Raw genomic sequence first — 12127 nt, 5'->3', positions numbered from 1 at the left:
GGCTAGGCTTGGCACATGCAGGTGAACTCTGAGGCAACTACTGGGCCAACCACGCAGGAAGCACCCACCGAACCAGCGCGGGAGCCGCAGCCGGGCACTACGGCGGCAGGCGCCGTCGTAAACCGCCAGCTTGGTGCCGGTGACGCCGAAAAGGCGGCAGCGCTGCGGAAGATGAAGTTGCTCGCGCTGAGCCTGCTGATCGCCATGGCCGTGATCTTTGTCTTCGCGTTCGCTCTTCAGAAAGAGTATCCGTGGCTGCAGTACGTGCGTGCGGCGGCTGAAGGCGGCATGGTGGGCGCACTGGCCGACTGGTTCGCCGTGACCGCCCTGTTCAAGTACCCCATGGGAATCAAGATTCCGCACACCGCCATCATCCCGCGCCGCAAGGACCAGATCGGCGCCTCCCTGGGTGAATTCGTGGAGACTAACTTCCTCTCCGAGCAGGTGGTGCAGGACAAGCTGGCCAGCGTCAACATTGCCCGCCGGGCCGGTGAATGGCTTTCCGCGCCGAGCGGGGCAGACCGGGTGGCCAAGGAAGGTGCCGCGGTGATCCGTGGCGCCTTCAAGGTCTTGAATGACGACGACGTCCAGGCCGTTATCGAGGGCATGGTCCGCAAGCACCTCCTCGCTCCGCCGTGGGGACCGCCGGTTGGCCGGCTCGCCGAGCGGGTATTCCACGACGGGCACCACCACACGCTGGTGGACCTGCTGGTGGACCGCGCCGCGGACTGGGTGGATGACAACCACGAGACCGTCACCCGCCTGGTGTCCGACCGCTCCCCCACGTGGGTTCCGCAGTTCGTTGACGGCCTGGTGGGCGACAAGGTCTACCTCGAGATCCTCAAGTTCGTGCGCGCCGTCCAGGCCGACCCCCGCCACCAGGTGCGCCAGTCCATCGACAAGTACCTGAACGACCTCGCGCAGGACCTGCAGCATGACCCGGCGATGATTGCCCGGGCAGAGGACATCAAGGCGCAGGTGCTGGGTGATCCCGAGGTGCGCGAGCTCGCGTCCCGGACCTGGGGCACGGTCAAGAACGCGCTGCTGGGTGCCGTTGACGATCCGGACAGTGAGCTCACCATCAAGTTCAAGGCAGCGGTGCGCGATTTTGGGTCGCGCCTGGTGCAGGACCTGGAACTTGCCGGCAAGGTCAACGCCTGGATCGGCGACGCCGCGGGATACCTGGTCCGGACCTACCGCTCAGACATCGCCGGGGTCATCACGGATACGGTTGCGCGCTGGGACGCCGAGGAAACCTCACAGAAGATTGAGCTCCAGGTGGGCAAGGACCTGCAGTTCATCCGCATCAACGGCACCGTGGTGGGGTCCTTGGCCGGGCTGGCGATTTTCACGGTGGCGCAGCTCATTTTTGGATGACGCTCTCGCGGCCGTTGTTCGTTCCGGATTTGCGCGGCGGTAATGACTACGACGGCGGCACGCGCTTTTTAGGGTCCAGGCACCTTTAGCAGCGGTTGGCCCGGCTTGCCAGGCGGTTAGGCGGGGGCGGCTTCAAATGTCAGTGCCTCGACGGATGATGTCGGTATGGGAATCGGCGGTGGTACTGGGGCAGCTTTGGAGGGGGTTCGTGCCTCTGTGGCTGCTCTGGATGCGCTGGTTCGTGAGGACCGGAACCTCGAACATTCAGCGCTGAAAGCTGCGGCTGGAGATATTGACGTGTTCCAGCGCCGGTATGAGCTGTGCCTGGAAGGGTTGGAGCTGGTGGCCCGGCTGGAAGCTCAACTCGCGGCGCTAAAGTCCCGGCAGGCCGCCCGGGCCGTTGAACTGCAGCAGGCGATGACGCCGCCGGACGCTTCGGTGCAGGACCGCACTTACGCGGACATGTCGGTGGTCGAGGAGATCGCCGGGGTGCTGACCATCAATTCCGCGGCAGCGGGGGCGTTGGTGGAGCAGTCCCGCCGGATCTGTTCCCTGCCGCTGGTGATCGATGCACTGTCCGCCGGGGACATGTCGTGGCAGCATGCCCGGATTGTCGCCGACGAGGCTGAAGGCCTTACCCCCGAGGGCGCGGCGTCTCTGGTGTCGCATTTCTTCGACCCCGACGCATCCCATGCTTCACGGGGTGCCGCGCCGGGGGAGCTCGTTCCGTCACGGTTCCGGGCCAAGGTCCGGGCGTGGCGGGAACGCCACCACCCGGACTCCATCGAGAAACGCCATGCAAAGGGCGTTGCCGACCGGCGGATGGAATACACCCCAGACAAGGACGGCATGGCCTGGCTCTCCCTCTACCTCCCCGGCGACACCGCCTGCGCCATCTGGAACCGCACCACCGCCACCGCCCGCGGCCTCCAAGGCCCCGACGAACCCCGCACCCTCACCCAGCTCCGCCCCGACATCGCCGCCTCCCTGCTGCTGGGGGCTGGCGTGAAGCCCGGAGCCGGGGACACCCCCGCCCACGCCGGGGAAGACGGTCCCGGCCCCGGCGTTCAGGGCAAGCAGGGTGTCACCGGGATCGGGAAGGTCCCTGCCCCGCGGGCCGATGTCCTGGTCACCGTGCCCGTTTTCGCCCTCCTCGGAGCCACCGACGAACCAGCAGTGCTGGATGGCTACGGGCCCATTCCGGCGTCCATGGCACGCAAACTTGTCGCCGACGGGGCGAACTCGTTCTACCGGGTGTTGGTCGACCCGTCGGACGGGGCACCCTTGGAGATCGGCCGGAAAAACTACCGGCTCACCGGGGCCATCAAACACTGGATCCGCCTGCGGGACGCCAAATGCACCTTCCCCGGCTGCACCAACAAAACCCCCGACAACGAAACAGACCACCTCACCGCCTGGCAACACGGCGGCACCACCAAGGTCAGCAACCTGGCACAGCTCTGCCCCAAACACCATCGACTCAAACACCACAGCCAATGGACACCCGACCCGGCCAACAAGAATGAACCACCCGGCTGGACCTCACCGACAGGCAGGCACTACAACCCCGAACTCCGGGAAGCAGAACCAACCCACTGGCCACCGGGAATCCAGCCGCCGTGGCTTCAACGGGACGTCGCTTCCCTCTGCCCTTGTCTGGAGGCCAGCCTCGAAAACCTCCCGCAGTGGGAACCAGACGACGACAGATACGTGGACCTCAACGACCTGCCGGCTGACGATCCGCTCTGGGCAGAGCTCCTCGCGACGCCATTAGTGCCGTCGGGATGACGAGCCGTGGACAGTCCAACGCCCGTAGTGGATGGGTGTAGTCCCTGGGTCCACAGCCCCTGGGTCGGTAATCCTTGAGTCCGTCGCCGAAGTCCGGAGCACGCCGCCTTCTACGCGAAAGCCTCCATCTCCACGCCTGCAGCCTCAAGACCTGCCCGGATACGGGCCGCCGCCTCTACGGCTGCGGGGCTGCCGCCGGGCAGGCGCAGGGAGTCCGGCTGGACCCTGACCACCGAACCGTCAACGGCCACCACTTCGCCTTTTGTTGCCAGCCGCACGGCCCGCTCAACGATCGTGTCGACGTCGTCCAGCATGGAGTCTTCCCTGGACAGCGGCACCAAGGTGCCGTCGGCGAAGTAGGCACGGTCGGCATAGGCTTCGGTGAATACAGGGTGGCCGGCCTCCTTGGCCTGCTTCAACAGCTCCGAACCAGGGAATCCCAGGATCGGCAGACCGGGATCGTAGGCGTTCACGGCCGCCACGAGCGCGGAAGCCTGCTCGGCGTCGTGGATCAGAGTGTCGTACAGCGCACCGTGCGGTTTCACGTAGTCCACCGAGGCACCCACGGCATGCGCGACGCCGTCCAGCGCGCCCAGCTGGTACAGCACGTCGCCGAAAAGCTCATCAAAGCTCATGTCCAGCGACCGCCGGCCGAACCCGGCCAAATCGCGGTAGCCCAGGTGCGCGCCCACGGTGACGTCCAGGTCGTAGGCGGCCCGGCAGGTATCCAGCATGGTGACGGGATCGCCGGCGTGCAGGCCGCAGGCTACGTTGGCGCTCGTGGCCAGCTGGAACATCGCCGGATCGCCTCCCGCGGTCCAGGAACCGAATGATTGGCCTACGTCAGCGTTGAGATCCAAGGATGTTGCCTTCCAGGGTCAAGTTGTCCGGCCCGGCAGCCGCGGTCAGCTCACCGGGGATGGTGTCCGGCATGGGTCCGAACGCCTCCCGGGCGTTCTTGGCCACTGCACGGCCCATCACGAGGTTACCGGCTCCGCCCACAACCGCCCCTATGCCGAAGGGGAGCGCCCGTCCGAACAGCGCGGTGCCCTGCCGCTTGAGCAGGTTCTTGAGGAAGGCGTTCTGGATCCGCTTCCGGACGCTGCCGAACCCCGGGATAGAGGACCTGGACAGCACATTTCCCCAGACGTCGGCGGGCTTTGCTCCACCGGCCGCCTGTCCGCTCAGCGTTCCGAGGAGGGCGGTTCCTTCCTCGCCCAGCATGATGGCCATGACCATGGTGCCGGCCTTCTCCGGGTTGGTGAGGCGAATGCCGTGGAGCTCCGCCAGCGACGTCGCATAGAGGGCTGTCGCCTCCAGGAAGCCAACCGTCGCGGCCGCGGAAAGTCCCAGCGACGCGACGGTGCCCACACCCGGGACGACGGCGGTGGCGCCCACCAGGGCACCTCCGCCGGCCACCGCCCGCAGGTAGTCCCGCTCCGCGATGTCCGCCAGCTGTGCTGCGGTGGCCCGCGGATGCTTCTTCTGGAGCCGGCGGATATAGCCCACCACCAAGGGCCGCTGGACCTGCACTGCCTTCAGGAGCATATTGTGGACGCCGGGCTTGGGTTTGCCGTCGGCATCGAACATTGCGTTATGGGCGGTTTCCTGTGCGATTCGTACTGCGGGATTGCTGCGCCTGGCCATGGTCACCTTCATTCAAATCGACCTGCAGCGGGTGGGCTGCCGTGCTTATCCATCCTATGTGGACAAACACTAAGCATGCTGAACTTTGCGGGCGGCACATTGTTCTTCCCTGCCGCTTGTCCCTAGCTGCCGGCGCCCGCGAGGTTGTTGAACGTGTACAGGTGCACACCCTCCACAGCCCCGCCGCCCTCCAGCTCCGCCATGATCGCCTGCGGTGAGTAGAGGCCGTCCTTGAGCAGGCGGCGGCCGAGCGGGCCCCTGCGATTCAGGAATTTGAGGGACGGTCCCACACCGATTTTCAGTGCGGCGCGGATGAGCTGCGCCCGGGGAACGGCGCCGGGAACTCCGGCCCAGACAGGGAGCCTCACCCCTTCCCGGCGCAGCGTTTCGGCGTACCACTGGATGCGTTGGGCTGAGAAGCACAGCTGCGTCACCACGGACGAGGCCAGGTGCTGCTTTTCCAGCAGGGCATCAAGCATGTGCAGTTCGCTGTGGCCGGGATGGGCTTCCGGGTAGCCCGCCACGCCGGCCCGGATGGTGCCGCCGGACAGCTCGGCGAGGTCCGCCAGCAGCGGAAGGCTGCTGTCGTAGGGTCCGGCCGGTTCCCCAGCGTCACCGCCGACGGCGAACACTTCGGTAATGCCGGCATCGTGGCAGTTCCGGACCACACCGGCCAGCTGGCCACGGCTTTCGATACTCCGTGCGGCCAGATGCGGGACAACCTCGAAGCCGAGGTAGGCAAGCTCGATGGCTGTCCGGATGGTGGGGCCCACACCCTGGCGCGGCAGGCAGGTCACCGTCAGGGCCGTGCCGGCTGGTACGTGTGCCTGGACAAGGGCGGCAAGGTCCTCGGTGGGTCTGACCTGCATGCGGATTGGCAGCGCAGCCCCGGAACCGGAGGCCTGTCCTTCCACGGGAATCGGTGCTGCGGCTGATGCCATGAAGGATTGAATCGTCATGAGGAACTCCAGGTTTGGCCGGCCACGGGTGGCTCGGCATGGGGTACATGGGCCTAAGAGATTCCTGGGGAGGATTTGCTCCTACGGCGCCTGCCCGGTGATGGCCGGGAGAACTCTCCCGCCACAGCTCGAAAGGCTTATTCAGATGTGGTGCCACGACTGCCGGCGCCTGCCCCTCCGATTGGAGGGAGTGCGGGCGCCGGCAGCGTGGACGGGCCTGCAGCTAGCGGAGGATGACCGTCCGGTTGCCGGAGAGGACTATCCGCCCCTCAGCGTGCCAGCGGACGGCATTCGTGAGCGCCTTGCATTCGGCGTCGCGGCCAACCGCAACCAGGTCCGAAGCGGAATACGTGTGGTCCACTTCGATGACCTGCTGCGAAATGATCGGCCCTTCGTCCAGTTCCGAGTTGACGTAATGGGCAGTGGCACCCACCGTCTTGACACCCCGTTCGTAGGCCTGGTGGTACGGCTTTGCCCCCTTGAAGCTGGGCAGGAACGAATGGTGGATGTTGATGGCCTTGCCGCTAAGGCGCGTAGTGGCTTCATCGCTGAGCACCTGCATGTAGCGGGCCAGCACCACCAGTTCAACGGCGTACTGGTCCACCAGCTCCAGCAGGCGATCCTCGGCTTCCGCCTTGGTGTCCGGCGTGACCGGGATGTGGTGGAACGGAACACCATGCCAGGCGGCCAGGGGTTCCAGGTCCGGGTGGTTGGACACCACGGCGGCAATCCGGACGGGCAACTCACCGCTGCGGGCGCGGAACAGGAGGTCGTTGAGGCAGTGGTCGTACTTGGACACCATCACCAGGATGGGCTGCTTGCGGCCATGGCGTTCCAGGCGCCAGTCCATCTGCCATTCCTGGGCCACCTGTTCAAAACCGGCCCGGAGGCGGTCGAGTTCCACCTCTACCTGTGAGGTGACGTGGACGCGCATGAAGAACCGACCGCTTGCCCTGTCGCCGAACTGTTTGATGTCCACGATGTAGCATTCCTGCTCCAGGAGGTACGCCGCCACCGCCTGGACAATGCCAAGGGCATCCGGGCAATGGAACGTCAGCACGAATTCGTTGCCCGTTTCCGGCACCAGGGACTGGAGCTGCCCGGCCGCAGCCGTGCCGGCCTGCGACGTGCGGGCTTCCGTGCCGATCACCGCTTGACCCGCTCTTCCCCCGCTTCTGCGGCGGCACCCGGACGGACAGCCTTGCCGGATGCGGCGTCGGTGAAGTCCTGGTCTGCCTGCAGTTCAGCCTGGAACGTGGCAAAACGGGCCTGGTGTGCGGGCCGGCGGCGGAGGACGAACCACGCAGCGCCCAGCAGGATGAACCAGACCGGGGTGACCAGCAGGGCCACCAGGGTGTCCGGCTGGGTGGTGAGGGTCCAGATCACGAAGCCGAAGAAGGCGAAGACCACCCAGACCATGGCAACACCGCCGGGCATCTTGAACTTCGATGCTTCATGCAGGTGCGGCCGGCGGCGGCGGAAGGCGATGTAGCTGGCCAGGATGATCGACCAGACAAAAACAAAGCAGACGGCGGAGACGGTGGTCACCATGTCGAAGGCCTTGCCCACGTCCTGGCCCGCATACATGAGGACGACGCCGGAGAGCAGCAGCACGCAGGAGAGGAACAGTGCGTTCTGGGGCACCTTCCGGCGGGACAGTTTGCCAAAGACGTCCGGAGCGTCGCCTTCCTGGGCAAGGCCAAAGACCATACGCGAGGTGGAGTAGATGCCGGAGTTCGCGGAGGACATTGCGGAGCTCAGCACCACGAGGTTGACCACGGTGGCCGCGGCACCCAGGCCCGCCAGCGAGAACATGGCGATGAACGGGCTGTGGCCTGCCCTGAACTCGGTCCAGGGGGTGACCGCCATCAGGATGATGAGGGCACCTACGTAGAAGAGCAGCACGCGGATGGGGATGGAGTTGATGGCCTTGGGCAGGTTCCGCTCAGGGTTCTTGGCCTCGGCGGCGGTCGTGCCCACCAGTTCGATGCCCACGAAGGCGAAGACGGCGATCTGGAAGCCGGCCACGAAGCCCATGAACTCGTTCGGGAAGAATCCGCCGTGGCTCCACAGGTTGGTGAAGGTGGCAGGTCCGGCGTCGGACTGGAAACCGGAGAAGATCATGAACAGGCCAACGATGATCAGGGCGGCAATGGCAACGATCTTGATCAACGCGAACCAGAACTCCGTCTCGCCAAAGGCCTTGACGGTGGTGAGGTTCAGCAGGAGCAGGATGGCGACGGTGGCCAGGCCGGGAATCCACAGGGGCACCCCGGGCCACAGTTCACGGGAGTAGCCTGCAATGGCAATGACATCGGCGATGCCGGTGATGACCCAGCAGAACCAGTAGGTCCAGCCCGTGAAGAAGCCGGCCCAGGGGCCCAGCAGGTCGGCGGCGAAATCGCTGAAGGACTTGTAGTTGAGGTTGCTGAGCAGCAGTTCTCCCATGGCACGCATGACGAAGAACAGCATGAAGCCGATGATCATGTACACGAAGATCACCGAGGGGCCGGCTGCCGAAATGGTCTTTCCGGAACCCATGAACAGGCCGGTGCCGATTGCGCCGCCGATGGCGATCAGTTGGATGTGGCGGTTGCTGAGCTGCCGCTCCAGGTGCGGTGCTCCGCCGCCGGGGGACGTCGGGGAATGGGTCGTCATTGAGGAACTCCATCGTTCGAGCGGCACCCGGGGTGTCGCAAAGATTGGATTTCCTCCCCGCTCTGTCTGGGACCTGAGAGTTTCCACGCGCCGGATGGCGTGCTTGCACCGTCGGTGAGCCAGGACAGGGCCTGGCTGCTTTCCAGAGTTGCCTCACCGCGGCGGTACGTGGGCCTGAGAGTTTCCTGGGGAGGGTTTGCTCCTACGGCGCCTGCTGAACGTACCGGCAGGGCTCTCCCGCCGCAGGTCAAAAGCGTTGATTGGTAAATCAGTGTTCAGTTATCGGAGTGCATCCGCTGTGGACTTCAAGCCGCACGGCGCATTTTTGGGCCTCCGGCAATCACAGCCGGCGACGGAGCGCCCAGCGTTCTTTGGGCCAGTTCCGCTGCCCGGCCGGATCACGGGGTTCAGTGTGGCGTCGGTCACGAACAAAAGTCAAGCCCGCCATGACAGCACCTGCGTAACGGTCCCGCCGGCGTGCTTCATGACGGACCGATTTGCTCCCCGGGACCGCCATCCTGTAACTTGTGAGCCGAATCACCCACATTTCAATAAGCCTTTCGAGCTGTGGCGGGAGAGTTCTCCCGGCCATCACCGGGCAGGCGCCGTAGGAGCAAATCCTCCCCAGGAATCTCTCAGGCCCATGTACCGTCACGGCGAGGCGACTCTGGAAAGCAGTGCTGCTCCGGCGGCACTCACCGACGGTGCAAGCAGGCCTTTGCTGGGTTTGCGGAATCTCTCAGGTCCAATACAGAGCGGGGAGGGACCCGATCCATGCCGAGCCACCCGTGGCCGGCCAAACCTGGAGTTCCTCATGACGATTCAATCCCAACCGTCTGTCTTCGCGGACCGGCACATTGGTGCGCGCCGCCAGGCTGACGTCGACACCATGCTCAAGGCCGTTGGCTACGACAGCGTTGACGGTTTGGTGGACATCGCTGTCCCCACTTCGATCCGCCAGTCCAAGCCGCTCGCGCTCAAGGGCGCCCTGAGCGAGGTTGAGGTGCTTGCGGAACTGCGCAGGCTCGCCGCCAAGAACAAGACCGCTGTCCAGATGATCGGGCAGGGCTACTACGACACCGTCACACCGGCCGTGATCCGCCGGAACGTGCTGGAAGCCCCGGCCTGGTACACCGCCTACACGCCGTACCAGCCCGAGATTTCCCAGGGCCGGCTCGAGGCGCTGCTGAACTTCCAGACCATGGTCCAGGATCTCGTGGGCCTGCCCATCGCCAACGCCTCGCTGCTGGATGAAGCCACCGCCGTGGCCGAGGCCGTGCTGATGATGCGCCGCGCCAACAAGAACAAGGACGCCCGCGACGGCAAGACCGTCCTGGACGCCGACGTGCTGCCGCAGACCATCGCCATCGTCAAGGGCCGCGCCGAGGCGCTCGGCTTCGAGGTTGAGGTCGCCGACCTGTCCAAGGGCCTCCCTGAAGGCGCGATCAACGGGATCGTGCTCCAGCAGCCCGGCGTCTCCGGCCGCGTCTTCAACCACGCAGGCGTCATCGCCGAGGCCAAGGAACGCGGCGCGCTGGTCACCGTGGCCGCTGACCTGCTGGCCCTGACCCTGATCACCCCTCCCGGTGAGCAGGGCGCCGACATCGCCGTCGGCTCCACCCAGCGTTTCGGCGTACCGCTGTTCTTCGGTGGCCCGCACGCCGCCTACATGGCCGTCGCCAAGGGCCTGGAGCGTTCCATGCCCGGCCGCCTGGTGGGTGTGTCCAAGGACGACGCCGGCCTGCCCGCCTACCGCCTGGCACTCCAGACCCGCGAGCAGCACATCCGCCGCGAGAAGGCCACATCCAACATCTGCACCGCCCAGGCCCTGCTGGCCATCGTGTCCTCCTTCTACGCCGTCTACCACGGCCCGGACGGACTGAAGGCCATCGCCGAGCGCGTCCACAACAACGCCCGCGCCCTCGCCACCACCCTCAAGGTCGCCGGACGGGAACTGGCCACCGAGACCTTCTTCGATACGGTCACGGTCTCCGTTCCCGGCAAGGCCGCCAAGGTCATCACCGCGGCTGAAGCACGCGGCATCAACCTGCGCTACATCGACGCGGACACCATCGGTGTCTCCACGGATGAAACCACGACGCCGGAAATCCTGTCCGCGATCGCCGTCGCCTTCGGTGCCGGACCGGTGGTGGACGCCGAGGGCTTCGAGCTGCCAGCAGAGGTGCTCCGCACCTCCGAGTACATGCAGCACCCGGTGTTCAACACCCACCGTTCCGAAACCCAGCTGCTGCGCTACATCCGCAGGCTGTCCGACCGGGACCTCGCGCTGGACCGCACCATGATCCCGCTGGGCTCGTGCACCATGAAGCTGAACGCCACCGCCGAGATGGAAGCCATCTCCTGGCCGGAATTCGCCTCCATCCACCCCTTCGCCCCGGACTCCCAGACCGAAGGCTGGCGTGAACTGATCAGCGGCCTGGAAGCCGACCTTGCGGAAATCACCGGCTACGACCAGGTGTCCCTCCAGCCCAACGCCGGATCCCAGGGCGAGCTCGCCGGCCTGCTGGCCATCCGCGGCTACCACCGTGCCAACGGCGACACCCAGCGCAACGTCTGCCTGATCCCCGCCTCCGCCCACGGCACCAACGCCGCCTCCGCCGTCCTGGCCGGCATGAAGGTCGTCGTCGTCGCCACCGCCGCGGACGGTACGATCGACCACGAGGACCTGTACGCGAAGATCGAGGCGAACAAGGACGTCCTCTCGGCGATCATGATCACCTACCCGTCCACCCACGGCGTCTACGACGCGGACGTGACCGAGATCTGCGAGGCTGTCCATGCTGCCGGCGGCCAGGTCTACGTTGACGGCGCCAACCTGAACGCCCTGGTGGGCCTAGCCCAGCCCGGCAAGTTCGGCGGCGACGTCTCCCACCTGAACCTGCACAAGACCTTCTGCATCCCGCACGGCGGCGGCGGACCCGGCGTCGGCCCGGTGGCAGCCAAGGCTCACCTGGCACCGTTCATGCCCGGCGACGCCAACAAGGCAGCGCACCAGGAAGGCCACGGCGTGGCCATCAGCGCCTCGAACTTTGGCTCCGCCGGCGTCCTGCCGATTTCCTGGGCGTACGTGAAGCTCATGGGCGGCGAAGGCCTGACCGAGGCCACCAAGGCAGCCCTGCTCGCGGCGAACTACGTGGCCGTGCGCCTGAACGAGTACTTCCCGGTCCTCTACACCGGTGAAGGCGGGCTCGTGGCGCACGAGTGCATCCTGGACCTGCGCGACCTCACTGCCAAGACGGGCGTCACCGCAGAGGACGTGGCCAAGCGCCTCATCGACTTCGGTTTCCACGCCCCCACCCTGGCGTTCCCGGTCGCCGGCACGCTGATGGTGGAGCCCACCGAGTCCGAGGACCTGGCCGAGATCGACCGCTTCATCGAGGCCATGATCACCATCCGCAAGGAAATCGACCAGGTAGCCAACGGCGACTTCACTGTCCAGGACTCACCGCTGCGCAACGCACCCCACACCGCGTCCGCCGTCGTGAACTCCGAATGGACCCGCCAGTACAGCCGTGAGCAGGCTGTCTTCCCCGTCCACCACCTCAAGCAGGACAAGTACTTCCCGCCGGTGGGCCGCATCGACGGAGCCGGTGGAGACCGGAACCTCATCTGCTCCTGCCCGCCGCTGTCCGAGTTCGAGGCTTCGGCTGGCTCAACCACCGGATTGGAAGACTGAC

8 protein-coding genes and 3 riboswitches are annotated in these 12127 nt (G+C 65.9%); of the genes, 3 read left to right on the top strand and 5 right to left on the bottom strand.

The window, feature by feature from the left end; translation table 11 throughout:
- Positions 1-15: 15 nt before the first annotated feature.
- Together ACZ9J7_RS09280 and ACZ9J7_RS09275 are read left to right on the top strand one after the other, a co-directional pair.
- Complete coding sequence (locus ACZ9J7_RS09280) at positions 16-1377, top strand: DUF445 domain-containing protein (protein WP_476208845.1); 1362 nt, start codon at positions 16-18, stop codon at positions 1375-1377.
- A gap of 165 nt (positions 1378-1542) precedes the next feature.
- Positions 1543-3165 carry an HNH endonuclease signature motif containing protein gene (locus ACZ9J7_RS09275; protein WP_476208843.1) on the top strand — a complete coding sequence of 541 codons (1623 nt, stop codon included), beginning with the start codon at positions 1543-1545 and terminating at the stop codon, positions 3163-3165.
- A 110-nt stretch (positions 3166-3275) separates the two neighbouring features.
- Here the strand turns inward: ACZ9J7_RS09275 and ACZ9J7_RS09270 are convergent, their stop codons facing one another.
- The 5 genes from ACZ9J7_RS09270 to cycA all read right to left on the bottom strand — a co-directional run bounded on the left by ACZ9J7_RS09270 (position 3276) and on the right by cycA (position 8429).
- Positions 3276-4025: a LamB/YcsF family protein gene (locus ACZ9J7_RS09270; protein ID WP_476208842.1), complete on the bottom strand. Its 750-nt coding sequence runs from the start codon at positions 4023-4025 to the stop codon at positions 3276-3278.
- A complete protein-coding gene (locus ACZ9J7_RS09265) occupies positions 4009-4812 on the bottom strand; it encodes a hypothetical protein (protein ID WP_476211826.1) in 804 nt (267 codons plus the stop codon). The genes ACZ9J7_RS09270 and ACZ9J7_RS09265 overlap by 17 nt, the downstream gene beginning before the upstream one ends.
- A 122-nt stretch (positions 4813-4934) precedes the next feature.
- On the bottom strand, positions 4935-5771 hold the full coding sequence (locus tag ACZ9J7_RS09260; protein WP_476208840.1) for a methylenetetrahydrofolate reductase: 837 nt from the start codon (positions 5769-5771) through the stop codon (positions 4935-4937).
- A 32-nt stretch (positions 5772-5803) separates the two neighbouring features.
- Positions 5804-5902, bottom strand: a riboswitch (glycine riboswitch).
- Positions 5903-5994: 92 nt separating this feature from the next.
- Positions 5995-6921 carry a formyltetrahydrofolate deformylase gene (gene purU / locus ACZ9J7_RS09255; protein ID WP_476208838.1) on the bottom strand — a complete coding sequence of 309 codons (927 nt, stop codon included), beginning with the start codon at positions 6919-6921 and terminating at the stop codon, positions 5995-5997.
- A complete protein-coding gene (gene cycA, locus ACZ9J7_RS09250) occupies positions 6918-8429 on the bottom strand; it encodes a D-serine/D-alanine/glycine transporter (RefSeq protein ID WP_476208836.1) in 1512 nt (503 codons plus the stop codon). Before cycA ends, purU begins: the two co-directional genes overlap by 4 nt.
- A gap of 152 nt (positions 8430-8581) precedes the next feature.
- Positions 8582-8679, bottom strand: a riboswitch (glycine riboswitch).
- 311 nt (positions 8680-8990) lie between these two features.
- Positions 8991-9090: riboswitch (glycine riboswitch) on the top strand.
- 153 nt (positions 9091-9243) lie between these two features.
- Here cycA and gcvP point away from each other — a divergent pair.
- Positions 9244-12126 (top strand): aminomethyl-transferring glycine dehydrogenase, encoded by a 2883-nt coding sequence (gene gcvP, locus ACZ9J7_RS09245; protein WP_476208835.1) that lies wholly within the window; start codon positions 9244-9246, stop codon positions 12124-12126.
- The last annotated feature ends 1 nt before the right edge of the window (position 12127 follow it).

It is taken from the genome of Pseudarthrobacter sp. TE9888 (assembly GCF_056279345.1).
This window is presented reverse-complemented; position numbering and strand designations above follow the sequence as displayed.

Coding starts and splice junctions, on each gene's coding strand:
- ACZ9J7_RS09280 (WP_476208845.1), top strand. CDS start 16: ATGCAGGTGAACTCTGAGGCAACTACTGGGCCAACCACGCAGGAAGCA.
- ACZ9J7_RS09275 (WP_476208843.1), top strand. CDS start 1,543: ATGGGAATCGGCGGTGGTACTGGGGCAGCTTTGGAGGGGGTTCGTGCC.
- ACZ9J7_RS09265 (WP_476211826.1), bottom strand. CDS start 4,812: ATGGCCAGGCGCAGCAATCCCGCAGTACGAATCGCACAGGAAACCGCC.
- ACZ9J7_RS09260 (WP_476208840.1), bottom strand. CDS start 5,771: ATGACGATTCAATCCTTCATGGCATCAGCCGCAGCACCGATTCCCGTG.
- cycA (WP_476208836.1), bottom strand. CDS start 8,429: ATGACGACCCATTCCCCGACGTCCCCCGGCGGCGGAGCACCGCACCTG.
- gcvP (WP_476208835.1), top strand. CDS start 9,244: ATGACGATTCAATCCCAACCGTCTGTCTTCGCGGACCGGCACATTGGT.